General features: G+C 54.1%; 24 protein-coding genes. 19 read left to right on the top strand and 5 right to left on the bottom strand.

Translation table 11 applies throughout. The features are described 5' to 3' along the window. Positions 1-70 precede the first annotated feature (70 nt). The 8 genes from xerD to ung all read left to right on the top strand — a co-directional run bounded on the left by xerD (position 71) and on the right by ung (position 10,341). Positions 71-973, top strand: a complete 903-nt coding sequence (xerD, locus tag FFI61_RS10040) for a site-specific tyrosine recombinase XerD (RefSeq protein WP_200201918.1) — start codon at positions 71-73, stop codon at positions 971-973. Between the two features lie 146 nt (positions 974-1,119). Continuing rightward, the gene (locus FFI61_RS10035) at positions 1,120-1,851 is read left to right on the top strand and encodes a DsbC family protein (RefSeq protein ID WP_200370144.1); all 732 of its coding nucleotides are present in this window, start codon (positions 1,120-1,122) and stop codon (positions 1,849-1,851) included. Positions 1,852-2,026: 175 nt separating this feature from the next. Further along, on the top strand, positions 2,027-3,328 hold the full coding sequence (locus FFI61_RS10030) for a homoserine dehydrogenase (RefSeq protein ID WP_200201916.1): 1,302 nt from the start codon (positions 2,027-2,029) through the stop codon (positions 3,326-3,328). A 26-nt stretch (positions 3,329-3,354) separates the two neighbouring features. Then, a complete protein-coding gene (gene thrC / locus FFI61_RS10025) occupies positions 3,355-4,755 on the top strand; it encodes a threonine synthase (protein ID WP_200201915.1) in 1,401 nt (466 codons plus the stop codon). Positions 4,756-4,761: 6 nt separating this feature from the next. Continuing rightward, complete coding sequence (recJ, locus tag FFI61_RS10020) at positions 4,762-6,495, top strand: single-stranded-DNA-specific exonuclease RecJ (protein WP_200370143.1); 1,734 nt, start codon at positions 4,762-4,764, stop codon at positions 6,493-6,495. A gap of 435 nt (positions 6,496-6,930) precedes the next feature. After that, positions 6,931-8,026, top strand: a protein-coding gene (gene prfB, locus FFI61_RS10015) for a peptide chain release factor 2 (RefSeq protein WP_200201913.1) whose coding sequence is annotated in 2 segments (ribosomal slippage) — positions 6,931-7,002 and positions 7,004-8,026 — 1,095 coding nt in all. Because the reading frame shifts where the segments join, the coding sequence is not laid out codon by codon here. 54 nt (positions 8,027-8,080) lie between these two features. Further along, positions 8,081-9,613, top strand: coding sequence for a lysine--tRNA ligase (gene lysS, locus FFI61_RS10010; RefSeq protein WP_200201912.1), 1,533 nt, complete (start codon positions 8,081-8,083; stop codon positions 9,611-9,613). Between the two features lie 2 nt (positions 9,614-9,615). Beyond that, a complete protein-coding gene (gene ung / locus FFI61_RS10005) occupies positions 9,616-10,341 on the top strand; it encodes a uracil-DNA glycosylase (RefSeq protein WP_200201911.1) in 726 nt (241 codons plus the stop codon). Here the strand turns inward: ung and FFI61_RS10000 are convergent. The 5 genes from FFI61_RS10000 to nadB form a co-directional block, all read right to left on the bottom strand. Continuing rightward, the gene (locus FFI61_RS10000; RefSeq protein WP_200201910.1) at positions 10,335-11,168 is read right to left on the bottom strand and encodes an HDOD domain-containing protein; all 834 of its coding nucleotides are present in this window, start codon (positions 11,166-11,168) and stop codon (positions 10,335-10,337) included. The genes ung and FFI61_RS10000 overlap by 7 nt on opposite strands. A 118-nt stretch (positions 11,169-11,286) precedes the next feature. Further along, entirely contained in the window at positions 11,287-12,297 is a 1,011-nt protein-coding gene (locus FFI61_RS09995) for a YgfZ/GcvT domain-containing protein (RefSeq protein ID WP_200370142.1), read from the bottom strand. Positions 12,298-12,318: 21 nt separating this feature from the next. Beyond that, complete coding sequence (locus FFI61_RS09990) at positions 12,319-12,798, bottom strand: hypothetical protein (protein WP_227714808.1); 480 nt, start codon at positions 12,796-12,798, stop codon at positions 12,319-12,321. Then, positions 12,764-13,030 (bottom strand): succinate dehydrogenase assembly factor 2, encoded by a 267-nt coding sequence (locus FFI61_RS09985; RefSeq protein WP_200201908.1) that lies wholly within the window; start codon positions 13,028-13,030, stop codon positions 12,764-12,766. Before FFI61_RS09985 ends, FFI61_RS09990 begins: the two co-directional genes overlap by 35 nt. Before the next feature lie 23 nt (positions 13,031-13,053). Next, positions 13,054-14,658, bottom strand: a complete 1,605-nt coding sequence (gene nadB / locus FFI61_RS09980; RefSeq protein WP_200370350.1) for an L-aspartate oxidase — start codon at positions 14,656-14,658, stop codon at positions 13,054-13,056. A 203-nt stretch (positions 14,659-14,861) separates the two neighbouring features. Here nadB and rpoE point away from each other — a divergent pair, with 203 nt between their 5' ends. The 11 genes from rpoE to era all read left to right on the top strand — a co-directional run bounded on the left by rpoE (position 14,862) and on the right by era (position 26,654). Next, positions 14,862-15,476, top strand: coding sequence for an RNA polymerase sigma factor RpoE (gene rpoE, locus FFI61_RS09975; RefSeq protein ID WP_227714839.1), 615 nt, complete (start codon positions 14,862-14,864; stop codon positions 15,474-15,476). Positions 15,477-15,491: 15 nt separating this feature from the next. Then, complete coding sequence (locus FFI61_RS09970) at positions 15,492-16,070, top strand: sigma-E factor negative regulatory protein (protein WP_200370141.1); 579 nt, start codon at positions 15,492-15,494, stop codon at positions 16,068-16,070. A gap of 21 nt (positions 16,071-16,091) precedes the next feature. Continuing rightward, complete coding sequence (locus FFI61_RS09965; RefSeq protein ID WP_200201905.1) at positions 16,092-17,123, top strand: MucB/RseB C-terminal domain-containing protein; 1,032 nt, start codon at positions 16,092-16,094, stop codon at positions 17,121-17,123. After that, positions 17,120-17,587 carry a SoxR reducing system RseC family protein gene (locus FFI61_RS09960; protein WP_200370140.1) on the top strand — a complete coding sequence of 156 codons (468 nt, stop codon included), beginning with the start codon at positions 17,120-17,122 and terminating at the stop codon, positions 17,585-17,587. Before FFI61_RS09965 ends, FFI61_RS09960 begins: the two co-directional genes overlap by 4 nt. A gap of 93 nt (positions 17,588-17,680) precedes the next feature. Further along, positions 17,681-19,081 (top strand): DegQ family serine endoprotease, encoded by a 1,401-nt coding sequence (locus FFI61_RS09955; protein ID WP_265092124.1) that lies wholly within the window; start codon positions 17,681-17,683, stop codon positions 19,079-19,081. 127 nt (positions 19,082-19,208) lie between these two features. Beyond that, positions 19,209-21,935, top strand: coding sequence for an EAL domain-containing protein (locus tag FFI61_RS09950; RefSeq protein ID WP_200370138.1), 2,727 nt, complete (start codon positions 19,209-19,211; stop codon positions 21,933-21,935). A 105-nt stretch (positions 21,936-22,040) separates the two neighbouring features. Further along, on the top strand, positions 22,041-23,843 hold the full coding sequence (gene lepA, locus FFI61_RS09945) for a translation elongation factor 4 (RefSeq protein WP_200201901.1): 1,803 nt from the start codon (positions 22,041-22,043) through the stop codon (positions 23,841-23,843). An 11-nt stretch (positions 23,844-23,854) separates the two neighbouring features. Then, complete coding sequence (gene lepB / locus FFI61_RS09940; RefSeq protein WP_200370137.1) at positions 23,855-24,634, top strand: signal peptidase I; 780 nt, start codon at positions 23,855-23,857, stop codon at positions 24,632-24,634. Between the two features lie 27 nt (positions 24,635-24,661). Next, positions 24,662-25,051: a DUF4845 domain-containing protein gene (locus FFI61_RS09935; RefSeq protein WP_200201899.1), complete on the top strand. Its 390-nt coding sequence runs from the start codon at positions 24,662-24,664 to the stop codon at positions 25,049-25,051. Next, positions 25,048-25,737: a ribonuclease III gene (gene rnc, locus FFI61_RS09930; RefSeq protein WP_200201898.1), complete on the top strand. Its 690-nt coding sequence runs from the start codon at positions 25,048-25,050 to the stop codon at positions 25,735-25,737. The genes FFI61_RS09935 and rnc overlap by 4 nt, the downstream gene beginning before the upstream one ends. Further along, positions 25,737-26,654 carry a GTPase Era gene (gene era / locus FFI61_RS09925; RefSeq protein WP_200370136.1) on the top strand — a complete coding sequence of 306 codons (918 nt, stop codon included), beginning with the start codon at positions 25,737-25,739 and terminating at the stop codon, positions 26,652-26,654. Before rnc ends, era begins: the two co-directional genes overlap by 1 nt. Positions 26,655-26,679: the final 25 nt, after the last annotated feature.

Raw genomic sequence — 26,679 nt, 5'->3', positions numbered from 1 at the left:
GGGCTGCCTTTTTCGTTTCTGGCAAGCCAGAATGCTCATTGTACCTGGCGAGGCTGTTAGGGGTTGGGGTATGAGACCAGAAAATGAAGCGGCAATTGCCCGGTTTGTTGATGCAGTCTGGCTGGAAGACGGGCTGGGTGAGCAAACCCGCGAAGCCTACCGCAGCGATTTGCAGCGTCTGGCCGCGTGGCTGGAGGAGCAGCCGGGGCGGTTATTGCTAACTGAGGTGCGGCGAACGGATTTGCTTGCGTGGATGGCCAACGGATTCACCCGGGGTCTAAAAACGTCTACCGCTGCTCGTCGCCTCTCGGGTATTCGTCGGTTTTACCGCTTTCTTCTTCGCGAGCGGCTGATCTCTGAAGACCCCACCTTGCGCATCGACAGCCCCCGTTTGCCGCGTCGCCTGCCGGACTCGTTGACAGAAGACGAAGTGGACGCGCTTTTGGCTGAGCCAGATCCGGGTTTGCCCATTGAACAGCGTGATAAGGCCATGCTGGAGATACTGTATGGCTGTGGTCTGCGAGTATCTGAGCTCACCGGCCTGCGGGTGGATCAGGTAAACCTGCGGCAGGGGGTCATACGTGTGACCGGAAAGGGCGACAAAGAGCGCCTGGTTCCGCTGGGTGAGGAGGCGATAGATTGGCTTGTCCTGTATATGAAAGAAGGTCGCCCGGAGCTTCTGAAGGGGCGGGCCTGTGATGCGCTTTTTCCGGGAAATCGCGCTGCGGCCATGACGCGCCAAACTTTCTGGTACAGGGTTCGCCACTACGCCACCCGAACAGGTATTCGTAAGCACTTGTCGCCCCACACGCTCCGTCATGCCTTTGCAACACATCTGCTTAATCATGGTGCAGATTTGCGTGTGGTTCAGATGCTGTTGGGGCACTCTGACCTTTCCACGACCCAGATATACACCCATGTCGCGCGCCAGCGTTTACAATCGTTGCATAAGGCTCATCACCCCCGTGGCTGATATTGCGGTTTTTAGGTAAGGTGGCGCTCTGAACTTTCTTTACAAGCTGCTGTCGGACGGTTTTGGCTAAAAGAACCATTTCATGGTTTGTGAACACAGTTTCGCAAGCCCCTTAATTACTCTGCTGAATAGGTGTGTTTTCCAGAATGAATGTAAAACAGTGGTTTATGTTGGTGCTAATGGCGGTCGGGGTTCTGGGATCAGCCTTCAGCGTTGCTGGTGATGTTGAAGACAAAATTAGTGAGCGCCTATCCAGTGCCATACCCGGGCTGGAAATAGTGTCGGTTCGCGAATCTGAGGCGAAGGGGCTCTATGAGATTCAGAGTGGGGGTGGTGAGACCGTGTATGCCACCCAGGATGGCCAGTACCTGTTTACCGGTGATTTGTTGAAAGTTACCAGTATGGGCATTGCCAACGTCACCAAAGAGACTAAAGCAAATGCGCGGCACAAGGCTATGACCGACTTTGGAAGGGACGGCCTTATCAGTTACAAGGCCAGTGATGAAAAGGCGGTGATTGATGTGTTCACCGACATTGATTGCCCGTATTGCCGCAAGCTCCATGACGAGGTTCCAAAACTCAATGACTACGGTATCACGGTGAATTATTACGCTTACCCGCGCTCCAAGCCCGGTTCGCCATCTTTTGTAAAATACGTTTCTGTTTGGTGCGCTGAAGACCAGCAGTCTGCAATGAATGCAGCTAAAGCTGGTCATACTGTTCCTGCGGCAACCTGTGATAATCCAGTGTTGGAGCAGTATGAGCTTGGGCAGCGTGTTGGCGTAACGGGCACTCCGGCGATTGTGCTGGAAGACGGTAATATCGTGCCTGGTTTTGTGCCGGCCAGAAACCTTGCCGAGGGGCTGGGGCTGCTTTAAATCCTTTACAGGCCACTGCTTCCTCCGGGTGGGCCTGGTTATGTGACAGGCTTTTGGTTCAGGGCTTATTCAACCGGCCCTGAACCGGTATACTATGCGACCTTTTAGTGTCGCGGAATCATTATGCTGCACTATTACAATACATCAGGACCCCTTCGGGATCAGAGGTGAGAGCTTGAAAGACGTCAGTGTCGGAATCTGCGGATTGGGAACCGTTGGCGGCGGTACATTCAATGTATTGACTCGCAACGCCGCACTTATTGCGGGCCGTGCAGGCTGTAACATCCGGATTACCCGGGTCGCCAGCCGGCGCAATCGTGATGATATAGATCTTGGTGGCGTTGCCTTCAGTACCGAAATTTTTGACGTGGTGAATGATCCCGCGGTTGATGTGGTGGTTGAACTGATTGGTGGGTACGACACTGCGCGGGAGCTTGTGCTGACGGCTATCGCTAATGGCAAGCACGTGGTTACAGCCAATAAGGCCCTGATTGCGGTGCACGGAAACGAAATTTTTGCTGCAGCAGAAAAGGCGGGTGTTGTTGTTGCCTACGAAGCGGGTGTAGCAGGTGGTATCCCTGTAATGAAGGCTATTCGCGAAGGTTTGGCGGGGAACCGTATCGACTGGATTGCCGGCATCATCAACGGCACGGGTAACTACATTCTTACCGAAATGCGCGCTGGCCGTGCGTTTGCCGATGTGCTCAAAGAGGCCCAGGATCTTGGTTACGCAGAAGCCGACCCCACGTTCGATGTGGAAGGCATTGATGCAGCTCACAAACTGACCATTCTGGCTTCCGCTGGCTTTGGCGTTCCGCTTCAGTTCGAGAAAGCTTTCACCGAAGGCATCTCTTCGATCACGCCCTACGATATCGCCCACGCCGAGCAGCTAGGCTATCGCATCAAGCATCTGGGCATTGCCCGCCGCCGTGATGAAGGCATTGAACTTCGCGTGCATCCGACCCTGGTTCCTCAAAGTCACCTGATTGCTCAGGTAGATGGCGTGCTGAACGCTGTTCTTGTGGATGGTGATGCTGTTGGTCAGACCATGTATTACGGGCCAGGTGCCGGCGACGAAGCAACGGCTTCCGCTGTGATTGCAGATATTGTGGACGTTGCCCGGATTGTGGCGAGCGGAAGCTCGCTTCGCGTGCCCCATCTCGGGTTTGCTCCGGATGCCCTGGAAAAGCTTGATGTGCTGTCCATGGAAGACATCCAGTCTGCTTATTACCTGCGCATAACGGCTCTTGATCGCCCGGGTGTTTTGGCCAAGATTGCGTCGATTCTGAGTGAGCATGGCATTAACATCGAGTCGATCATGCAGAAAGAATCTGAGGTACAGGATGGTCGCATACCGGTCATTATCCTGACCCATACGGTGCAGGAGCGACAGGTAAACCGCGCTATTGCAGAACTGGAAGCCCTGGCTGATACAGATGGCCCGGTTGTCCGTATTCGCGCTGAAAACTTTAACTGAGAACACCCTAACCAACAGGTACTCACGTGAGATACATCAGTACGCGGGGAGAAGCACCCGCACTGGGCTTTGAAGATGTCCTGCTAACAGGATTGGCTCCCGATGGCGGGCTGTACGTGCCGGAATCACTTCCGCACTTTAGTCTGGAAGAAATCCGTAGTTGGCGGGGGCTTCCCTACACCCAGCTCGCATTCAACATTATGTATCCGTTTGTGGAAGAGGCCATTCCTGAGGCCGATTTCCGACACATGTTGGATGAAACCTACGCGGCGTTTGCCCATAAGGCGGTTGCCCCGCTGGTGCAGCTTGATACCAACGAGTGGGTAATGGAGTTGTTCCGCGGGCCAACCTTGGCATTCAAGGATTTCGCACTTCAATTGCTGGGCCGCTTGCTGGACTACGTACTGGAAAAGCGTCAGGAACACGCCGTGATTATGGGCGCGACCTCTGGCGATACCGGGTCTGCCGCTATTGAAGGTTGCCGCCACTGCGAGCACGTGGATATCTTTATCCTGCACCCATACCAGCGAGTGTCGGAAGTGCAGCGCCGTCAGATGACAACGGTCCTGGGTGACAACGTTCACAATATTGCCATCAAGGGCAATTTTGATGACTGTCAGCGCATGGTGAAAGAGAGCTTCGGCGACCAGTCTTTCCTTGGTGGCAAGGCCAGGTTGGCCGCGGTTAACTCTATCAACTGGGCCCGGATCATGGCTCAGATTGTTTATTACTTCCATGCATCCCTGGCCCTTGGTGGTCCGGATCGCAGCATGGCGTTTTCTGTGCCTACCGGAAACTTCGGCGATATCTTCGCCGGTTATCTTGCGAAGAAAATGGGCCTGCCGATTTCGCAGTTGGTTATTGCTACCAACCGAAATGACATTCTCCATCGCTTCATGAGTGGCAATAAATACGAACAGCACCAGCTTGAGCACACGCTGTCGCCAAGTATGGATATTATGGTGTCCAGCAACTTTGAGCGCTTGCTGTTTGATCTTCATGGTCGCGATGGGTTGGCAGTGAAAGAGCTGCTGGAAAACGCATCCAAAGGCCCTGTCAGCATCGAAGACTACCGCTGGAAGCAGGCTCGCAAGCTGTTCGATAGCGCCGCGGTTGATGATAAGGCTACGTGCGCCACCATTCGTGAAGTGTACGAACAGAATGAATACCTTCTGGACCCACACACCGCCATTGGCGTACGCGCAGCCAGAACCTGTCGTCGGGATGTTGAGATACCAATGATTACCCTTGGTACTGCCCACCCGGCCAAGTTCCCGGATGCCATTACTGAATCCGGTCTAACGGTTAAGCCTGAACTGCCTGCCCATATGGCCGATCTGTTTGAGCGGGAAGAGCGCTACACGGTGCTTGATAATGACCGCGCTGGCGTGCAGGATTTCATAGCAAAACACTGGAAGAATGCCTGATACGGTATGACACCAAAAAAGATCCTGCGTCGCCCCCAGCCGGACAATACTCCAGGCTGGGGGCAAGATCTCCCTCCCATACTCCGCCGTTTGTACTCTGCCCGGGGTGTAACCTCCGATGCGCAGCTAAGCTATACCCTTAAACATCTGGCCTCACCTTTTGAGTTGCGTGGTATTGATCGAGCAGTTGAACTGTTGGCAGATGCCATTGCGCAGAACCAGCGAGTACTTGTGCTCGGGGATTTTGATGCCGACGGCGCCACCAGCACTGCTGTCGCCATGCTTGGCCTTTCCATGCTTGGACTACAGAGCATAGATTTCCGGGTGCCCAGTCGCTTTTCCGACGGTTACGGCCTGACTCCGGGGATTATTGAGCGACTAAGGGAAGAAGGCGAGCTGCCAGATCTTCTGGTGACGGTCGATAACGGAATCTCTGCTGTTGAAGGGGTAAGTGCGGCCAGGAGACTGGGCATCAAGGTGGTGGTTACGGATCACCACCTTGCAGGTGAAACGCTTCCGGATGCAGACGCTATTGTTAACCCCAACCAGCCTGGATGTGCTTTTCTGAGTAAAAACGCTGCTGGTGTGGGCGTGATGTTCTACGTTCTCACTGCTCTGCGCAAAAAACTTCGGGATGCTGGCCGCTTGCCGCAGCCTGAACCCAATCTGGGTTCTTTGTTGGATTTGGTTGCCTTGGGCACTGTGGCCGACGTTGTGCCGTTGGATCATAACAACCGTATCTTTGTAGAGCAGGGTTTGCGCCGAATCCGTCAGGGTGAAGCTCGTCCGGGAATTCTTGCCTTGCTGGAAGTAGCAGGCCGTGAGCACGGGAACATCAGTTCAACCGATTTGGGATTTGTAGTTGGCCCGCGTTTGAATGCTGCGGGCCGGCTGGATGATATGAGCGTTGGCATAGCTTGCCTGTTGGCTGACAACCCGGATGAAGCACGGCGACTTGCCCGTGAGCTGGACACCTTCAACCGGGAAAGGCGCACCATTGAAAAGGATATGAAGACTCAGGCGCAGGACCTGCTTGCCTCCATGTCACTGGATCTGGAAGGACTACCCTGGGGACTGGCGCTGTTTGATCAGGACTGGCATCAGGGTGTGATAGGCATTCTTGCTGCAAGGATTCGGGAGCAGACTCACCGACCGACGATTGCCTTCGCTCCGGACGAAAATGGCGTGGATATAAAGGGTTCTGCCCGTTCAATCCCGGGGCTGCATATCCGTGATGTGCTGGCGGTAGTGGATGCCCGCCATCCCGGAGTGATGCACAAGTACGGCGGCCACGCTATGGCAGCGGGCATGACTCTGGCTCGAAGCAATCTGGCTGCCTTTTCTGAGGCCTTTGACCGGGCTGTGCGGGACGCTTTGACTGCAGCAGATCTTGAAGCGGCCATTACTACTGATGGGCCATTGAGTGCTGATGAGTTATCGCTTGAAACCGCAGCCCTGCTGAAGCGCGCCGGCCCTTGGGGGCAGCATTTCCCGGAGCCTTTGTTTGATGGTGAATTCCGTGTGGTTAGCCAGCGTATTGTTGGCGAAAATCATTTGAAGCTGGTTTTGCAGCCGGTGGACGGCAGCGGGATTATTGACGGTATTGCGTTCAATACCGGGCCGGAGGTGCCTGATTACACTCGCACCGGGGCTCGGGTGGTTTATAAGCCGGATTCGAATACGTTTCGTGGGCGGACTAATTTGCAGCTTTTGGTGGATTATCTGGAGCCGCTTTCTTAGTTTTGCCTGGCTTCTGGCTTCTGGTGGCTGGTCACGGGGCGGGTACGCTTTTCTTCTGGAAAAACAACTCGCTGCGCTCAGACATCTTTTTCCGGCAGAAAAGCGTACCCGCCCCCTGACCGATCAGACTTTAAAGATATCTCGGTTGCTTGCTCAGGTTGGGCGAATTTAATCGACTAACTAGTAGGGTTGAGGCTGTATTTGCAGCAGACTTACTCCAAACAACGGGCGCTGGTCGGGAACGGCTTGCCGGGAGTGTCGAAAACATGGATGTTTTCGTCAAGCGTACAGGGACGTATTAACAGCGCCTCCCGGCAAGCCGTTCCTGATCAGCGCAGCCACCAGAGTATAGGCAACGGCTGATTTACCGCTGGAATTCCGGTAGAATCCCGCGTCTGTTTTACGCATCATTTTCCAACATTGAGTATTGGTCTTATGGAAGTTAATCCCATTGTGACGAAGATTAAAGAGCTTCGTGAGCGTACTGAGACGCTCAGGGGGTATCTTTGACTACGATCAGCGTAGTGAGCGGCTGGTCGAAGTAGAACGTGAATTGGAAATGCCCACGGTGTGGGATGATCCTGAGCGCGCCCAGGCGTTGGGCAAGGAGCGTTCTGATCTTGATTTGATTGTTAGCACCATCGATAACCTCACATCCGGCCTTTCTGATGCAGAAGGCCTGCTGGAAATGGCTGTTGAGGAAGATGATGCCGACACGGTCGATGAGATTGTGTCGGATCTTGAAGCTCTGGAAGCCGAGCTTGAGAAGCTTGAATTCCGCCGGATGTTTTCCGGTGAGATGGACCCAAACAACGCCTATCTGGAAATTCAGGCAGGGTCGGGCGGAACTGAGGCTCAGGACTGGGCTAATATGCTTCTGCGCATGTACCTGCGCTGGGCTGAGAGCCGGGGGTTCAAGACAGAAATTGTGGAGCTTCAGGAAGGTGAAGTAGCGGGCGTGAAGAGTGCCACGGTTCATATTCAAGGTGAGTATGCCTTTGGTTGGGCCCGAACAGAAACCGGTGTTCACCGCCTGGTTCGCAAGTCGCCTTTTGACTCTGGTAACCGTCGCCATACATCGTTTTCATCGGTGGTTGTTACCCCCGAAGTGGATGACAGTTTCGAGATTGAGATCAACCCGGCAGATCTGCGGGTAGATGTTTACCGTGCCTCTGGTGCAGGTGGTCAGCACGTTAACCGCACAGAATCTGCGGTACGTTTGACCCACAACCCGACCGGTATTGTTGTTGCCTGTCAGGCCGGCCGAAGCCAGCATCAGAACAAAGATCAGGCGATGAAACAGCTCAAAGCCAAGCTGTATGAGCATGAGATGCAGGCGCGTAACGCTGAGAAACAGAAAGCTGAAGATGCCAAATCCGATATTGGATGGGGCAGCCAGATTCGTTCCTACGTGCTGGACGACGGCCGCATCAAGGATTTGCGTACCAAAATTGAAACCAGCAACACCCAGTCGGTGTTGGATGGTGATATTGATAAGTTCATTGAAGCCAGCCTGAAGATGGCGCTGTAATCAGCGCCATTGCCAAGCCAACTCCGGACACCCCTGATTTTCTAGTGAGCCAACATGACTGAACACGCCAAGAATGCACCCCAAGAGGACAACAAGCTGATTGCTGAGCGTCGCGCCAAGTTGGCCGAACTGCGTGAAAGTGGCAATCCGTTCCCTAACGACTTCCGTCGTGATGCCACCGCTGCTGAGTTGCAGGCTAAATACGGTGATCATGGCAAGGAAGAGCTTGAGTCACTGGATATCAAGGTTGCGATTGCAGGCCGCATGATGCTGGACCGCAAGGCATTCAAGGTGGTTCAGGACATGACTGGTCGTATCCAGATCTACGCCACCAAGGATGTGCAGAAAGACACCAAGCATTGGGACCTGGGGGATATTGTCGGTGTGCGGGGAACCTTGTGTAAATCAGGTAAAGGCGATCTCTATGTGGCTATGGATGAGTATGTATTGCTCACCAAGTCTCTGCGTCCGCTGCCCGAGAAACATAAAGGGCTGACCGATACTGAATCACGCTACCGCCACCGTTATGTGGATTTGATGGTTAACGAAGACAGTCGCCGGGTGTTCCTGGCGCGCTCGAAAATCATCACTTCCATGCGCCAGTTTTTCGCAGATCGGGATTTCATTGAAGTTGAAACGCCCATGCTGCAGGTGATTCCCGGTGGGGCAACTGCGCGCCCGTTCGTTACCCATCACAACGCACTGGGTATGGATATGTATCTGCGCATTGCGCCGGAGCTGTACCTTAAACGCCTGGTTGTAGGCGGATTTGAGCGGGTGTTCGAGATCAACCGAAACTTTCGGAACGAAGGGCTTTCTACCCGCCATAACCCCGAATTTACCATGGTCGAGTTCTATCAGGCGTATGCGGATTACAACGATCTGATGGATCTTACCGAGGACATGCTGCGCACAATCGCGCAGAATGTTTTGGGTACCACCACCGTCGTGAATACACGCATGTTGGCCGACGGCACCGAAGAGCGTATCGAATACGATTTTGGTAAGTCCTTTGAGCGTCTGACCGTAGTTGATGCAATCCTGCGTTATGCGCCTGATGTAACTGCCGAGCAGTTGGCGGATGAGACGTCTGCTCGTCAGGTGGCAAAAGATCTGGGCATCCATGTGAAATCCGGCTGGGGCCTGGGCAGGATTCAAATCGAAATTTTTGAAGCAACGGCAGAGCACCGCCTGATGCAACCAACGTTCATTACCGAGTACCCGAAGGAAGTGTCGCCGCTGGCCCGCAGCAAGGATAGTAATCCGTTTGTGACCGAGCGCTTCGAGTTCTTTGTGGGTGGTCGTGAAATTGCCAATGGTTTCTCCGAGCTTAACGATGCGGAAGACCAGGCTGAGCGCTTCAGGGCGCAGGTTGCCGAGAAAGATGCCGGCGACGACGAAGCCATGTTCTACGATGAAGATTACGTGATGGCACTGGAGTACGGCCTGCCGCCAACAGCGGGCGAGGGCATTGGCATTGACCGCCTGGCCATGCTGCTGACCAACTCGCCGTCCATTCGCGACGTAATCCTGTTCCCGGCCATGCGCCCTGAGCACAAGGCCGAGAACTCGAAAGACGAGGAGTAATCATGCACCCGGTTGAGGCACTGGCAAACACTCTCAGGCCCGACCGGGGCTGGAAAGAACATCTCTCAGGCGAATTCTGCCAGCCCTACATGAAGGCGCTGGCAGAATTTCTCGCCGAAGAAGAAAGTGCCGGAAAGGTCCTCTTCCCGGACAGCAAACACTGTTTTAATGCCCTTAACAGCACGCCTCTGGGTAATGTGCGTGTTGTGATTCTTGGGCAAGATCCCTACCACGGCCCCGGCCAGGCGCACGGCCTGTGCTTTTCTGTAAGGCCAGACGTTCCGCCGCCGCCCTCACTTGTTAACATTTTTAAGGAAATCGAGAGTGATTTGGGCATTGCTCCGCCTGATCACGGCTGTCTGCAGCCATGGGCAGAACAGGGCGTATTGCTGCTGAACAGCGTGCTCACAGTCGTGCAAGGCCAGGCAGGCGCCCATCAAGGCAAAGGTTGGGAGACGTTTACTGATCGTGTGATCGAAACGGTGAATCGTAAGGGCGATGGGGTCGTGTTTTTGCTCTGGGGTAACTATGCCAGAAAGAAAGGGCGGCACATTGATCGTAGTCGGCATTTGGTGCTTGAAGGGCCGCACCCGTCACCACTCAGTTCGTATCGTGGATTTTTTGGTTGCAAGCATTTCTCCCGGGCCAATGAATGGCTCCGGGAGCAAGGACATGCGCCAGTATGTTGGGCGCTACCTTCGAAAGCAGATCTGGATGCCGATTATTGAAGCAGCGCCATTGCGGCTTCCATCTGAGCGTTAAGATCTTCTTCTTCGTTCATATCAATGTTCGGGTCAAGGCCGAGGCGGTCAAATGCTGAAATGGCAGTCCAGTCCATCTGTGCCCAAGGGTGCTCTGTCCCTGAAATCAGCTGCAAGTTAGCGATCATAACCAGATCGGCGTAGTCGGCTGAGGGGACCTCCCTCTTGAATTTGGCGAATTCCAGAGGAACGTTCAACAGGTCCTTGGGGAAGTCCCACTTTTTCAGGATGGCAGTGCCGATTCTGGGGTGCAGTTCTTCAATAACGCTGTCGAGCATGGCGCCGCTGATTTGTATGTCTTCATCTTCCACGTAACGCAAGATAGGTAACACGCCAATCAGGTGAACCAGGCCTGCCAACGTTGCCTGATCCGGTTTCAGTTTGGTGTAGTGCTGGGCCAGTACGTGGCAAATGCCTGCTACTTCGGTACTCGCTTGCCAGGTTGCGCGCAAGCGCTTGTCGATCATCTCTGAGGTTGCCTGAAACATTTGCTGCATCGCCAAGCCCATGGCCAGGCTGCTGGTGTAAGCCATGCCCAGACGGCTAACAGCCATGTTCAGGTTCTCTATAGCACGATTGCCTCGGAAGAGAGGGCTGTTACACACACGGATGATGCGTGCAGACAGAGCAGTGTCGTTGCTGATGACCTTTACCAGATCTGCGATGGCGGAGTCTTCAGACTCGGCAATATCCCTTACCTGAAGTGCGGCTTCCGGTAATGTTGGGAGTAGGAGTTTGTCTTCTTCGATCGCGGTTATAAGATCCGCTTTGATGGTTTCGGCAATGTTCGACATGATTTCGTATGGATCCGCTTGTCAGTTCAGGTCGCCCATTATCCTGTGAGATGAGCAATCTGAAGGCCAGAAGTATAGTCCCTATTTATAGCAAATTCTGACAGCCTTGCCTGTCAACTTATGTATCCTTTGGTTCACTTCCCTCACGCTCGGTAACCGAGTAGGGCAGTGGCTGCTGCTCCAGCACTGCCTGTGGCAAACCTTCTGCTAACAGGACTGCGTTAGCGGCGTCATGCCGAATAACGGCAAGTAGTTCGCAAGAGCCGTCAGTGAAGCCCACTGCGTTGACGATTTCCCCTACTGACCGATCGCCCGCCATGATTGAGGCTCCCGGCACAGGTAGCGAGTTGGCATCCGCAATACGAAAGCGGAACAGGCTTTTTTTAAGTTGTCCGAGAAAGTGCATTCTGGCGATAATTTCCTGGCCGGTATAACAGCCTTTCTTGAAATGCACGCCACCCAGATGCTGCCAGTTAAGCATCTGCGGCACGTAGGCGTCGCTGGAGGCCTTGCTCAGCATGGGCACGCCTGCTGCAATCTCCGAGGCTTGCCAGTCAGAGAGGTTTTTTTCAGGAATGTCGCCCAGTTGCACATCACTTGCACTGGCTTGCCACAGTTCAAAACGAGGTAGGCCGTCTGCTGTGTTTTCTGTGCGAATCAGAAACCCACAATCCAGCATAAGGGTATCCCCGGCAGTCTCAAGGCTGTTCAGCTCATCTCTTGCAAGGCCTGATGCTGCCTCAATGCCCAGTAGCCCGATGATCCTTCCGTCAGTGAGCGCGGTCATGGTGGTTCCACGAAACAGCATCATGTATTTTTTCAGGTGAGTCATGATTGCTTCTGCCAGCTCGGAAGGCAGGTCCATGAGCACGTCATCACCATCGCGCACCAGACGGGTCAGGCAGTATGCCCGGCCCTTGGGTGTGGCGCCTGCAGCGCGGGGTGAAGTACCGGTTTTGACGTCATCAAGGTTCTGGCTTAACTGGCCCTGCAAGAACTTGTCAGTGCCTGGACCGGAGATGCGAACCAGGACTCGGTTGGTCAGCTGGATGTGGCCCGACGTTGGAAGTGGGCGTTCGGCAGAAGCATAAACAGGCGTGGCTGAAACAGGTGTTTCTGTACCAGTCATGGAAAAACTCCGGGCAGAATGCTAATCAAAGGATTGTTGAGTGCGGCCCAGTCTGAGCCACAGTCTCAGGCGACGAAATTGTTCTTCGGGCAGATTACCGGAAACCCGTTGGCCCGAGAGTATCACAACCGGATATGAAGTAGATCTGGAGGCGACAGCGTGCAGTTTCAAGAGCGCCATCCGGGAGTTCAGGCGGCTAGAACGGCAGGCGCTAACAGCTGCGGTTTGCCCGTTGCCGAGTCGTGCGTAGAGCGTGTTTTTTTCCAGGTACAACCCGAGAACTGCAGAAGGACCAATAAGCAGCCCGTTGAGTCGGTATTGGAAGAGGGCACCCGCAAGGGTAAGTGGCGCTAGCGCGTACAGCCAGCTTTTACCGGCAGCAGCGGCAATGAGTACGAAAGCGCTGGCTGTTAGCCATGGCGTGGCGGCCAGGCAACCAACCGCCACACTGGGTGACAGCGTCAGGTCAATCCGGCTGGACACGGGCGAGAATGATGTCAACGATACGCTGCAGATCTGCGTCATCTGGGCGGCTGCGTTGCATAAACCACTCAAACATGTCCGCGTCTTCGCAGCTCAGGAGCTTTTTGTAGCGCTCCTGGTCTTCCGCGTCCAGGCCAAGGTAGGCTTCTTCCAGGAACGGGATAAGCAGGACATCCAGTTCCAGCATGCCACGGCGGCTATGCCACCAGAGACGTTTGAAATCCGGGTTTTCTGCTTGGGTGTCTTGCATAATTGCTCTCTTGGTCGCTGCCCTTACGGCGAAGGGGTTCTGTAAGTGGTTGGTACGAGTACGGTATCACGGGCTTCGTGTAGTAGTCCCGGGTAATCCAGCGTGTAGTGCAGGCCTCGGCTCTCTTTGCGTTGCAACGCTGAGCAGATAATCAGATCGGACACGGTTACCAGGTTCCTCAATTCCAGAAGGTCGTTGGTTACCCGGTAGTTGCTGTAGAACTCGCTGATTTCTGCAGAAAGAAGATCAACCCGGTGTTTTGCCCGCTGCAGGCGTTTGCTGGTGCGCACAATGCCAACGTAGTCCCACATGAAGTGCCGCAGTTCGTCCCAGTTGTGGGAGATAACAACGTCTTCGTCGGAATCGCGTACCTGGCTTTCGTCCCATGCCGGGGCGTCCGGTGGGGGCGGAATATCTGCCTCCCTGCGCGCAATATCGGCTGCGGCAGCTCGCCCATAGACCAGACATTCCAGCAACGAGTTACTGGCCATACGGTTGGCGCCATGAAGTCCGGTAAACCCGGCTTCACCCACCACATAAAGCTGGTTGATATCGGTTCTTGCCCGCACATCACTGACAATACCGCCACAGGTGTAATGTGCTGCTGGCACCACTGGGATTGGATCGCGTGTGATGTCGATACCAAATTCAAGGCACTTCTCGTAGATAGTCGGGAAGTGATGCCGGATGAAGTCGTCAGGCTTGTGGCTTATGTCGAGATACAGGTGGTCGGCACCCAGTCGCTTCATTTCATGGTCAATGGCGCGGGCCACTATGTCTCGGGGCGCCAGCTCTCCACGCTTGTCGAAGCGATCCATAAAGCGGGAGCCGTCAGGCAGTTTCAGTAATCCACCTTCGCCTCTCACGGCTTCGGTAATCAGGAATGACTTGGCGTGAGGATGGTACAGGCAGGTCGGGTGGAACTGGTTAAACTCCATGTTCGCGACACGACAGCCTGCACGCCAGGCCATGGCAATGCCATCCCCGGAGGCGCCGTCAGGGTTGGTGGTGTATCGGTACGCCTTGGATGCGCCGCCGGTTGCGATCACCGTGAAGCGCGCCCGGAACAGTTCCACGTGGTTGTCTTCAAGGTTCAGTATGTAGACGCCAACACAGCGGTTACCGGGTAGGGCCAGCTTGCGATTGGTAATCAGATCTACCGCAACACGTCCGGACTTCAGCTCAATGTTGGATCGGGCCTGTGCCTGGGAGGTCAAAGTTGTCGATACCGCGTACCCAGTGGCATCGGCAGCATGGATTATGCGCCTGTGGCTATGCCCGCCTTCCCGGGTGAGGTGGAGTTGGGCGTCTGTATCCCGTGTGAAATCAACCCCGGTGCCAATAAGCCAATCTATGCTTTCTTTGCTGTTATCAACCGTAAAGCGCACGGCATCTTCGTTACAAAGACCCCCGCCGGCCACGAGTGTGTCCTGCACATGGTTTTCGGTACAGTCCTGGTCGTCCAGAACGGCGGCAATGCCGCCCTGGGCCCAGAGGGTGGCGCCGCTGCTGATGTCTGCCTTGCTCACAACACACACCTTCAGGTGTTCCGGCAGATTTAAGGCAACGGTCAGGCCGGCAGCGCCGCTGCCAATAATAAGAACATCGTATTCGTGGGACTGTGGCATCGGGTCGTTGTCGCGGGCCATAATGTAGACGTGTATTGAACTAAACTTTACGCTTGCTGTCTATTTGGCCTAACGGATAACAGGCTTAGCAGGCAGGGTTGTCCTTTTCTTGAAACGGGCGCCGGATAGAGCGTATGAATCACCAGAAACTCGTATCGGCCGAAATACTGGCCATGAAACCGGAGCGTACCGGCACATCGACCATGGCCCAAAATGATCAAAAACAGGCTGAGCCGTCAGATCGCCAGACCGATTTGCAACTTGTTCGCAAAGTTCGGGGCGGGGATCGTGCAGCCTTTGACTTGTTGGTAGTTAAATACCAGTCGAGGGTGGCTTCTATCATCAGCCGTTATGTATACGACAGCCAAGAGGTCATGGACCTTACCCAAGAGGCGTTCATCAAGGCCTACCGTGCCATTGACCGTTTCCGTGGCGACAGTGCTTTTTATACCTGGCTGTATCGTATTGCGGTGAACACCGCGAAAAACCATCTTGAATCTCGTAATCGAAGGCCTCAGGGCAGCGCTGACTCAGCGGAAGCCGAGAACTTTGATGATGGACGGCGGTTGCGTGACATCGCTTCGCCCGAGCGCTTGCTTCAGCGAGAGCAGTTGCAGAAAGAGCTGAGTAACGCCATAGCCAATCTGCCAGAGGAGTTGCGATCAGCGTTCCTGTTGCGGGAGTATGACGGTCTCAGTTATGAAGACATCGCGGGGATTCTGGAGTGCCCTATCGGGACTGTGCGCTCGCGTATTTTTCGGGCCAGGGATGCTGTTGACAAGCATTTGGGGCCTATGCTCAATCATTCGGTGACGTAATTGAAGGTGCATCCTATGGATGATCGTCTCAGAGAAACGCTGTCGGCCATGATGGACGATGAAGCCGATGAACTGTCGGTTCGGCGTCTGTTGTCCCATGAAAATCAGGCCGATGTTCGCGCCCAGTGGCAGCGGTGGCAGGGTGTGCATGATCTGATGCACCGGGGGCGCTCCCCGGCTGAGGGCGTTGATGTCAGTGCTGCAGTGCGTGAAGCGCTCGATGGGCGTGCCAGGCCGCAAAATCCTGCCGCAGCGCGGCACCGAGAGCCGCAGCGATTCTGGCAGTGGCCAGCAGCCGCGGCCATGGTTGCCGCTGCTTTGCTGGTTGGTTTTGGTGCGGGCACAGGCTGGGACTCCGATGCGGTTTCTTCCGGTACGCTGGCATCTGCTCCTGCTCCTGCCACGGAAGCATCTGCAAATGAATCGCCCGCCAATGCCGGGCCAGTTCAGGAGGTTGCCTTGCAGGGGCTTGATGAGAAACAGTGGGAGCACATGAGTCGCTATCTGTTGGAGCACGCCCAGCACAATAGTGTAGGTGCAGGGCAGGGCTCAGTGGGCTATGCCCGCCTTGTCAGCGCAAGTGGCGGCTATTGATAGCAAGTGATGAAGGTGTCCATGAGCAAAGCCCGTTATTTTGGCCTGAGTTTAACTGATCTGACAGCACAGAGCCTCCTCGCCCTTGTCTTGGCAGTGATGATGCCGGCGTACTCATTTGCCGGGGATAAAACGGCGGCTGACTGGCTTGAACAGTTGGGGCCCGCCCTCAATATGACTTCTTACCGCGGTGTGTTTGTGTATGCCCGGGGTGCCAACGTCCATTCCATGCAGATTGCCCACCGTTATCACAATGGCATTGTGGAGGAACGGCTGGTTTTGCAGGATGGAGGCACTGGTGAAATCGTGCGCCGGGATATGAAAGTCGTCTGTGTACTCCCGGAACAGGGTAAGGTGCAACTGGATCAGATCATACCTTCCGGCCCTTTTGCTGAGGCCTTTACAAACCAGCTGATTCCCGTAAACCGGTGGTACACTGCCGAGCTGAAAGGTGAGGATCGAGTTGCCGGTTATGAGGTGGTAACTGTGGCGTTAACGGCTAACGATAAACACAGATACAGTCACAGCCTTTGGCTGGAAAAATCGACAGGACTTCTGGTAAAAAGCCACGTACGCACGGCAAAAGGTGAAGTGCTGGAACACTTCCAGTTCACCAGCCTGGAGATCACCGAAGATATTTCTGACAGCGAATTTGAGATCCGCTCCAAAGGGCGAGAGATCTCCCGCACCCTCAGTGGTTCAGGCTCGGAGGGAGAGGTTTCTAAAGTGCCGCGTATGCATGGGTGGCACCTGGGTTGGCGGCCAGAAGGGTTTGAACCGGCTGCTGCGCCAGGGTCCGGCAAAGGTCAGGCAGTTGCATTTTCGGATGGATTGGCAGCATTCTCGGTCTTTGTTGAACCTGCCGGCAGGATCAGTATGCCTACAGGGGCCTCGCGTATCGGAGCAACAACCGTTTATATGCGTCAGTTGGAAAGCGGTAACAAAATGTTTTTAGTGACTGTGGTAGGTGAGTTGCCTCCCGCCTCTGCGCGTCAGGTTGCTGAGTCAGTGCGGATTGATGAGACGTTTGTGCTGGGTGTAGCAAAGCCGTGATTACCGAGACTGGCAAAGTGGTAGCTGTTTCAGGTGAACACGCCTGGGTTCAGACCATTCGCATCAGTGCCTGCCAAAGCTGTTCGGCACGCAACGGGTGTGGGCAGAAGTTACTGGCTTCAGCGACTGGCGGGCGTGCCAATAAGGTTCGGGTTGTTAATTCTGTGAATGCCTGTGTTGGCCAGGACGTGACGCTCGGTATTGAGGAAAGTGCACTCCTGGGAGCCTCGATGCTGGTGTATGCGCTACCGTTACTGCTTATGGTGGTTGCCAGTGTGGTTGGGCATCAGGTGTCCGGAGGCAATGATTTTGTTTCTATGGTCGGCGCGGCCGCCGGCCTTGCGTCAGGCTTTTTTATAAGCCGGAAATTACAACACCGGAAATCCGGTGGTTATGAACCCAGGCTGCTTCGGGTTAACCGTATCCCGGCCGGAGCGGTTTCACATACAGACTCGCTAACATGACTTACAGGGGACCCTGATATGCTGAGAACTACACCAGCAGTTACCTGGCTTTCCCCGGCATCACTCACTCAGAGGGTGCCGGCTTCTGTGCTGATGATGTTGCTGGCCTTTGTGCTGGTGGTCTGGAGTCAGTCAGGGGCAGCGCGGAGCTTGCCAGACTTTACCGAGCTTGTTGAAGAAAATGCAGACGCAGTCGTCAATATAAGCACCACCAGTACTCCTGCAGCGGGCGGCACACGCTTTCACGGGTTGCCTTTTGATGAGCGTCAGTTCGATCAGTTGCCCGAGTTTTTTCAGGAGTTCTTCCGTGGCCCGCAATCGCCGTTTGGTGGTGCGCCGGGTGGTTCACAGCCAAGCCGCTCTATGGGGTCCGGGTTCATTGTATCTGCTGACGGGTACGTGCTGACCAATAATCACGTGGTTGAAGGGGCTGATGAGATTATCGTCCGGCTCAATGACCGTCGTGAGTTGCCAGCAACACTGGTTGGCACAGATCCCCGCTCGGATATGGCAGTTTTAAAGATCGAGAATGGGGATGACTTGCCCGTTGTAAAAACAGGGCGGTCCAAGGATCTCAGAGTGGGGGAGTGGGTGTTTGCAATAGGCTCACCGTTTGGCTTTGACTACACGGTCACGGCTGGCATTGTCAGTGCGCTCGGGCGCTCACTGCCGTCAGAAAACTATGTGCCTTTTATTCAAACAGATGTTGCTATTAATCCAGGCAACTCTGGCGGCCCGCTGTTCAATATGGATGGTGAGGTTATTGGTATCAACTCACAAATTTACACGCGTTCGGGCGGCTTTATGGGGGTTTCATTTGCCATCCCCATAGATGATGCCATGAGTGTATTTCGTCAGATACGTGATAGCGGTGTGGTATCCCGTGGCTGGCTCGGCGTGTTGATTCAGGAAGTTAATCGTGACCTGGCTGAGTCGTTTGGCCTCAAGCGCCCAAGGGGTGCCTTGATTGCAGAGGTGATGTCAGGTTCACCGGCCGAAGCTGGTGGTTTGCAGTCCGGTGATATTGTTCTTGAGTACGATGGTGAAGATATTCATTTGTCGTCTGATTTGCCACCAAGGGTGGGGCGCACCCCGGTAGGAGAATCAGCGCGGCTGACCGTTCTTCGCGGTGGGAAAGAAATCACCCTGGATGTGGAGATCGGCCAGTTACCGGACGAGCGTGGCGCTCAGCAAGCGAGCCCCTCGGGAAGTAATTCATCTGCGGCGCCACTGGGGCTCACCGTTGAACCATTACCATCAGAGCTGGCGGACTCTATAGGTGTGTCGGGCGGCGTTATTGTAACAGGCGTTGGCAGAGGTCCGGCTTACAATGCAGGTATTCGCGCCCGGGATGTGATTACCGAAATCAACAGAAAAGCTGTGTCATCGGTTGATGACTTCCGTAAGGTTGTCAGAACCTTGCCGGAAGGGCGGGCGGTCTCAGTTCGAGTGGTGCGTCAGGGGCGAGCAATCTATCTGGTAATGAAGCCCTGATCTGACTGGTCGCATATAATGGCGTTAAGCCTCCTGGCCTGATGTTATAAACGACAGGTCAGGAGGCTTTTGTTATACTGCTTCGCGGTAATAATAAGAACGGCCACGGAATGGACCAGGTCAGATTATGATGAACAGAAAGGATCTCCCCCTCCTGCAACTTCTGAAACTCCGTAACGCCTGGCTTGCCTGGTTGCTTCTGCTTGTGGCGATCGCTGTCACTATTGCGTCCTGGCAGTTTTCGATCCGCTTGGTTGAAGATCGTACAGAAGCCAGATTCCGAACCCAGTCACTGCAATTGAAAACTGCAATTGAAGAGCGCCTGATCAACTACGAGCAGGTTCTGGCCGGTAGTGCAGGCCTCTTTGCTGTTGCAGGCAATGTCTCCCGTGATCAGTGGCAGGAATATGTTCACAATGTCGATATAAATCGCTACTACCCGGGTATTCAGGGCATAGGGTTTGTTGAACGCATTGAAGTGCGGGATATGGCAGATCACATTGCTTCGGTGCGCGCAGAGGGTGTTCATAATTATTTGGTGAAGCCTTTGGGGGTCGGGCCTTTTTACTACCCTATGGTGTACCTCGAGCCGGGAACCGTCAGTAATCGCAGGGCGCTAGGCTACGACGCCTTCAGTGACCCGGTTCACCGCAAAGCCATGGAGCAGTCCCGCGACAATGCCATTCCAACGGTAACGGGCAAGGTGGTTCTGATTCAGGAGGAAATGGAAGAAGGGCAGGCCAGTTTCCTCATGTATTACCCGGTTTATCAAGGCGGGGAGGTGCCTGAAATACGCGCTGAGCGACGCATGATGCTGGCGGGCTTTGTGTTCAGTGCCTTCCGTATGAATAACCTTCTTGATGGCATCGTTGGCCTTATCTCGCCGTTTCTTGATGTTCGTATCTACGACAATGCCATCGCTGCCCGTGAAAACCTCATGTACGGCTCAAACCTTGGCTCTCTGGACGACCAGTTCAGTTTCGACATGAGCCAGACCGTAAGCCACGGTGGGCGCGAGTGGCTGCTGCAAACCCGGTCTACTCCTGCATTCGATTATCTGGCCTCTGATCCGCGCCCGTCCATAGTGCTGGGCAGCGGCATTGCAATAAGCCTGCTGCTGTTCATCGTCGCTTTGGTGTTGATCCGTTCCCGTCTTATGGCGCAGATCAGTGAAGGGCGTTACCGGGCAATTACAGAGGGCGCCGCCAACGTAACTCTGGTTATGGACGAAGCAGGCAAGCCGCTTTATGCCAGCCCCTCCAGCTTTGATATTCTCGGGTTTAATCCCGGCGAAATACAGGCGCTTGCACTGGAAAACCTTGTTCATGAAGACGACTGGGCTCAACTGAAACAGGGGTTTGAAGACGCAGTTAAGGCGCCGGGCAAGCAGATGCCGGTTATCCGTGCGCGTATCTACGATGCAGAACACAACTGGCGCGACATGGAAGGCACTTACACTGCAATGTTGACGGTGCCGGGCGTGGATGGTGTGGTTCTTAGCTTGCGTGATCTTACCCAGCTGAAAGCTGCACAGTCTGAGCTGCACCGGTTGGCATTTTACGACCCGCTCACCGGGCTGGCCAACCGCCAGTTATTTCGTGACCGTTTGAATAGTGTAGTGCAACGAAGCCGTCGCAGTGGCGAGCCCGCCGCCCTTATGTTCCTGGACCTTGATGGCTTCAAGCGCATCAATGATACGCTCGGCCATGATGCGGGTGACGAACTCTTGAGTCAGGTGGCAACCTGGCTTGAGGGCTGTGTGCGAGAAGAGGATTCTGTCGCAAGGCTTGGTGGTGATGAATTTGTGGTGTTGTTGTCGCAGATCAGTGGCGCCGAGGCGGCCGGCAAGGTTGCTGAAACCATTCTGCGCAGGCTGTGCCAACGGATTCGCCTGAACGACCATGAGGTGGGAATTACTGTCAGTATTGGCGTGACTATGATCCCCCATGACAGTGAAGACCCGGGAACCCTGATGAAGTTTGCGGATTTGGCCATGTACCGCGCCAAAGAAATGGGCCGTAACACCTACCAGTTCTTCACCCCCGCTATGAATATAAAGGCCGCCCGCCGCTTGTTGCAGCAGGAAGAGTTGGCCAGTGCACTTGAAGAAGAACGATTTGTTCTGCACTACCAACCGAAGATAGACCTGTCCACGGAGCGGGTAATTGGTGTTGAGGCCTTCCTGCGCTGGCATCATCCGGAAAAAGGCTTGGTATCTGCGCAGCAGTTTATCGGGCTGGCAGAGGAAACCGGCCTGATTGTGAGGTTGGGTGAGATGGCCTTGCGTCAGGCCTGTATTCAGGTTCAGGCGTTGGAGCGTGCGGGTTTCGAGGACCTGAAAATGGCGGTTAATCTTTCCGTGAGGCAGGTAACGGATTCGCGCTTCCTTGATATGGTTCGGCAGGTGATTACAGAGACGGGCGTATCCCCTGAGAAGCTTGAGCTCGAAATGCCTGTTGAACTGTTGAATGAGGACTCGCGGGCGGTGCGTGAGCTGCTGGTGTCACTCAATGATCTTGGTGTGTGCCTGATTCTGGATGATTTTGGGGCAGGTTCCTGCTCCCTGGTTGCCTTGCAGCAGTTACCCCTTGATGTTATCAAAATTGATCACCGTTTTATTCGCGATATTCCGTACAATGTAAGCGCAACCGACGTGGCCTCTGCGGTTATTGCGCTTGCACACAAGCTTCATCTTACTGTGGTTGCTGAAGGTGTGGAAACACCGCAGCAGCTGAGTTTCCTGAAATCTGCCGGGTGTACCCAGTGCCAGGGCAATCTGTTCAGTTACCCGCTGGATGAGGATGCTTTGATTGGTTTCCTTGTGCGGCAGTATGAACGGCCGGTTATTTCCTGATCATGGCAATAGCGGCCGGTTACCGGTAAAATCACGCCGGTCCCGGATCCTGATAATGGCCTCTCCGGGCTCAATCCTTCGTCTTTTTATGAGTATTCATTGTCTGTGACTGAACTGAGCCGAATCCGTAACTTCTCCATTATTGCCCACATTGACCATGGCAAATCTACCCTTGCTGACCGTTTTATCCAGATATGCGGTGGTTTGACCCAAAGGGAAATGGCCGAACAAGTATTGGACTCCATGGATCTGGAGCGGGAGCGGGGCATCACCATCAAGGCCCAGAGCGTTACGCTGCACTATACCGCCCGGGATGGCGAAATTTATAAACTGAACCTTATCGACACACCGGGGCACGTGGATTTTTCCTACGAAGTGTCGCGCTCACTGTATGCCTGTGAAGGCGCGTTGCTGGTTGTGGATGCGGGGCAGGGCGTTGAAGCCCAGTCGGTCGCTAACTGCTATACAGCCATTGAGCAGGGCCTGGAAGTCGTTCCGGTTCTGAACAAGATGGACCTGCCTCAGGCGGAGCCGGAGCGGGTTGCGGCAGAAATAGAAGACATTATCGGTATCGATGCAACCGACGCGGTGCGCTGCTCTGCCAAGAGTGGGATGGGCGTTGAAGATGTTCTTGAAGACCTGATCAAGAAAATTCCGCCACCGCAGGGTGACCGTTCCGCGCCCCTGCAAGCGCTGATTATCGATTCCTGGTTCGACAACTATCTGGGTGTTGTTTCTCTTGTCCGGGTAACTCAGGGCGTTTTGAGAAAAGGTGACAAGATTGTCCTCAAGTCGACGGGCAAAGCCTGGAATGCCGATAAGGTAGGGATTTTCAAACCCAAACCCCACGACACCAACATACTGGAAGCTGGCGAAGTTGGCTTTGTGGTTGCCGGTATCAAGGATATTCACGGGGCGCCGGTTGGCGACACCATCGTGCACCACAAATTTGCTGAAGAAACTCCAATGCTGCCGGGGTTCAAGAAGGTTCAGCCTCAAGTATACGCTGGCCTGTTCCCGGTGAGTGCGGATGATTACAACGACTTCCGTGATGCACTGGAGAAGCTCACCCTGAATGACGCTTCACTATTCTACGAGCCAGAAAGCTCTGACGCTCTCGGCTTTGGCTTCCGCTGTGGTTTCCTTGGCATGCTGCACATGGAGATCATTCAGGAACGGCTAGAACGTGAATACGATATTAACCTGATCACAACCGCGCCTACGGTTATATACGAAGTGCTGACCAAGCAGGGCGAGACCCTGACCGTGGATAGCCCCTCAAAGTTGCCGGATACCGGCTCGATTGAGGAAATGCGCGAGCCTATCGTCGAAGCGAATATTCTGGTGCCCCAGGAGCATCTGGGCAACGTTATAGCGCTCTGTGAAGAGAAGCGTGGTGTTCAGAAAAATATGCACTTTACGACCAATCAGGTGCAGCTGACATACGAGCTGCCCATGGCTGAAGTAGTGCTCGATTTCTTTGATCGCATCAAATCTGCCAGCCGTGGTTTTGCTTCTCTGGACTACCACTTTGTGCGCTTTCAGCCGGCGAATCTGGTGCGTCTGGATGTTCTCATAAATGGTGATCGGGTAGATGCTCTGGCGCTGATTGTTCACAAAGATCAGTCCCACTATAAGGGGCGTCAGCTCATTGAGAAGATGAAAGAACTGATTCCCCGTCAGATGTTCGATATAGCCATTCAGGCAGCTATCGGTAATCAGGTGGTATCCAGAGTCAGCGTTAAGGCGCTACGGAAAAACGTAACTGCAAAATGTTACGGCGGCGATGTCAGCCGAAAGAAAAAGCTGCTGCAGAAGCAGAAGGAAGGTAAAAAACGCATGAAGCAGGTAGGTAATGTTGAAGTACCTCAGGAAGCGTTCCTTGCCGTATTGAAAGTCGATAATTAGAAGGCATCTTGATGGATATTGATTTTCCTCTGGTTCTGGTTGTTCTGACTCTGGTGTCAGGGTTGATCTGGCTGGCAGACATTCTGTTTTTGCGTAAGCGTCGCCTTGCAGCGTCCCCGGCTGCCTCCGTGGATGGCGAGGAACTACCTAAAGAACCGTACCTGGTAGACCTCAGCCGCTCGTTTTTCCCGGTACTGGCGGTTGTGCTTATCCTCAGGTCGTTTTTGGTGGAGCCCTTTCAGATTCCTTCGGGTTCCATGTTGCCAACCCTGGAGGTTGGCGATTTTATTCTGGTTAACAAGTACGCCTATGGCCTGCGCTTGCCTGTTGCGGGAACCAAAATATTGAGTATAGGGGAGCCAGAAAGGGGTGACGTGATGGTATTCCGCTATCCCGAAGACGGCAAAACCAACTACATCAAGCGGGTGATTGGCCTGCCCGGGGATACGGTGCGCTATCGCGACAAGCAGTTGTTTATCAACGACCAAAAGGTGGAAAGCGAGTTTGTTGTGCGCTTGCCGCCGGTGGAAGTGCGCCGCGAAGATCTGGGCAAGGTAGAGCATGATATTTTCCTGACCATGGGGCGCCCGGGTGCAGCCGGAGAGGGAGAATGGCAAATCCCCGAAGGTGAGTACTTCATGATGGGTGACAATCGCGATAACAGTAACGATAGCCGTTATTGGGGCACGGTTCCCGACGAGTTGATTGTGGGCAAAGCTTTCGCGATCTGGATGCACTGGAAATCCCTCACCAGTCTGCCATCCTTCAAGCGTGTGGGTGGAATTGAGTAATTTTGACTATTCTGGAGTCCAGTTGTAATGAAACACATTAATCTGTCCGCCATGGGCCGCCAAGGCGGCGCCTCAGCGCTTGTCATTCTCATTATGGTCCTGTTTTTTGGCAGTTTGCTTACCTTGCTGATCAAGGTTGGGCCAGCGTATATGGATGACTACACCATTCAGGAAGCGCTTCAAAGTCTGGATGGCACGGAAGGTCTGTCACAGATGGGGCCGGCTCAAATTCTTACCCTGATCAACAAGCGACTGAGCGTGAACAGCATCCGGGGTTTTGATACCAAAAACATTTCTGTTGAGAAGGACGGTGAGATTGTTGTGATTGCTGTGGACTACGAAGTCCGCAATAACATCTTCCGCAACATTGATACGGTTGTTCACTTTCAGCACAGTTACGAGATGAGGGGTAAGTGAGTTCGCAACCAGACCTCGATCAACTACAGCGACGGATTGGTTATCAATTCAAGTCGCCAGAGCGTCTTATGCTGGCGCTTACACACCGGAGTTACGGAAACCAGAACAATGAACGGCTTGAGTTTCTTGGCGACTCCATTGTTAACATGGTGATTGCCGAGTACCTGTTTCAGAGTTTTGATAAAGCCCGGGAAGGCCACTTGAGCCGGCTTCGGGCTCGCATGGTTAAAGGCGTAACCCTGGCGGAGATTGGGCGAGAGTTTGATCTTGGAAGCTATATGCGGCTAGGTTCCGGTGAGCTGAAAAGCGGGGGCTTTCGTCGAGAATCCATTCTTGCAGATGCAGTGGAATCGGTAATCGGTGCCATTTACCTCGATAGCGATTTTTACACCTGTCGCGAGCAGGTGCTGCGCTGGTTTGAGGCGCGTCTGCAAAAGCTGGATCTTCAGGATACCCAGAAAGACCCGAAAACCCGTTTGCAGGAATATTTGCAGTCCCGACAGTTCCCCTTGCCCAGATACGATGTTATTTCGGTAGATGGGGAAGCTCATAAACAGACATTTCATGTGTCCTGTGTGTTGCCATCGCTGGATCGGAAAACCAGTGGAGTGGGCAACAGTCGCCGTGTGGCGGAGCAGGAAGCGGCCCGTAGCGCGCTGAAGCAACTTGGCGTGGAGACACCCTGATGAATGATATTACTCGTCCCGAAAACCCCGACAGTCGTTGTGGTTTTGTCGCTATTGTCGGCCGTCCCAATGTGGGCAAATCGACGCTGCTAAACCATATTCTGGGGCAGAAGCTGAGCATTACTTCCCGTAAACCCCAAACCACTCGCCACAAGGTGCTGGGTATTAAAACCGAGGGACCAGTGCAGGCGATTTATGTGGATACGCCAGGGATGCATGTGGAAGAGCCTCGTGCTCTTAACCGCTATATGAACAAAGCAGCAACTTCTGCGCTTTCTGGCGTGGATGTTGTGGTGTTTGTGGTGGATCAACTTGCGTGGACCACGGCAGATGAAATGGTGCTCGAAAAGCTGAGCAAGCTCGATTGCCCGGTTATTCTGGCTGTGAATAAAGTTGATCGGATTGAGAAGCGGGAAAGCCTGTTGCCGCACCTCGATATGCTATCCAGAAAGCGCAATTTTGCGGAAATTATTCCCATGTCTGCGCTAAAGGAAACCAATCTGGGACCTCTGGAAAAAGCGGTGACACGTTTCCTGCCAGAAAGCGTCCACTTTTATCCGGACGATCAGATTACCGATCGGAGCGAGCGTTTTATGGCTTCGGAGATGGTGCGTGAGAAAATCACCCGCCAACTGGGCGCTGAACTGCCTTACTCCGTTGCTGTGGAAATTGAAGAGTTCAAGCATGATGGCAAGACACTCCATATATCGGCGTTGATTCTTGTGGAGCGCGAAGGCCAGAAAAAAATCATGATTGGTGATAAAGGCGATCGGCTGCGAAGTATTGGCCAGGAGGCCCGGGCCGATATGGAACGCATGTTCGACTGTAAGGTCATGCTCAAGTTGTGGGTTAAGGTAAAACGCGGTTGGGCCGACAGTGACCGTGCACTTAAAAGCCTGGGCATGAACGACCTCTGAGGCTACCACGCCCCCCTGAGGCACT

Origin of the sequence: Marinobacter sp. DY40_1A1 (assembly GCF_016597815.1) — a bacterium.
Taxonomy (GTDB): domain Bacteria; phylum Pseudomonadota; class Gammaproteobacteria; order Pseudomonadales; family Oleiphilaceae; genus Marinobacter; species Marinobacter xiaoshiensis.
Note: the sequence above shows the minus strand (reverse complement) of the source record. Positions and strands in the feature narration are given on the sequence as shown.

Coding starts and splice junctions, on each gene's coding strand:
- era (WP_200370136.1), top strand. CDS start 25,737: ATGAATGATATTACTCGTCCCGAAAACCCCGACAGTCGTTGTGGTTTT.
- ung (WP_200201911.1), top strand. CDS start 9,616: ATGCACCCGGTTGAGGCACTGGCAAACACTCTCAGGCCCGACCGGGGC.
- FFI61_RS09950 (WP_200370138.1), top strand. CDS start 19,209: ATGATGAACAGAAAGGATCTCCCCCTCCTGCAACTTCTGAAACTCCGT.
- FFI61_RS09935 (WP_200201899.1), top strand. CDS start 24,662: ATGAAACACATTAATCTGTCCGCCATGGGCCGCCAAGGCGGCGCCTCA.
- FFI61_RS09955 (WP_265092124.1), top strand. CDS start 17,681: ATGATGTTGCTGGCCTTTGTGCTGGTGGTCTGGAGTCAGTCAGGGGCA.
- recJ (WP_200370143.1), top strand. CDS start 4,762: ATGACACCAAAAAAGATCCTGCGTCGCCCCCAGCCGGACAATACTCCA.
- lepB (WP_200370137.1), top strand. CDS start 23,855: ATGGATATTGATTTTCCTCTGGTTCTGGTTGTTCTGACTCTGGTGTCA.
- FFI61_RS09995 (WP_200370142.1), bottom strand. CDS start 12,297: ATGACTGGTACAGAAACACCTGTTTCAGCCACGCCTGTTTATGCTTCT.
- FFI61_RS09965 (WP_200201905.1), top strand. CDS start 16,092: ATGAGCAAAGCCCGTTATTTTGGCCTGAGTTTAACTGATCTGACAGCA.
- rpoE (WP_227714839.1), top strand. CDS start 14,862: ATGGCCCAAAATGATCAAAAACAGGCTGAGCCGTCAGATCGCCAGACC.
- lysS (WP_200201912.1), top strand. CDS start 8,081: ATGACTGAACACGCCAAGAATGCACCCCAAGAGGACAACAAGCTGATT.
- FFI61_RS09985 (WP_200201908.1), bottom strand. CDS start 13,030: ATGCAAGACACCCAAGCAGAAAACCCGGATTTCAAACGTCTCTGGTGG.
- FFI61_RS09970 (WP_200370141.1), top strand. CDS start 15,492: ATGGATGATCGTCTCAGAGAAACGCTGTCGGCCATGATGGACGATGAA.
- xerD (WP_200201918.1), top strand. CDS start 71: ATGAGACCAGAAAATGAAGCGGCAATTGCCCGGTTTGTTGATGCAGTC.
- FFI61_RS10035 (WP_200370144.1), top strand. CDS start 1,120: ATGAATGTAAAACAGTGGTTTATGTTGGTGCTAATGGCGGTCGGGGTT.
- nadB (WP_200370350.1), bottom strand. CDS start 14,658: ATGCCACAGTCCCACGAATACGATGTTCTTATTATTGGCAGCGGCGCT.
- FFI61_RS10000 (WP_200201910.1), bottom strand. CDS start 11,168: ATGTCGAACATTGCCGAAACCATCAAAGCGGATCTTATAACCGCGATC.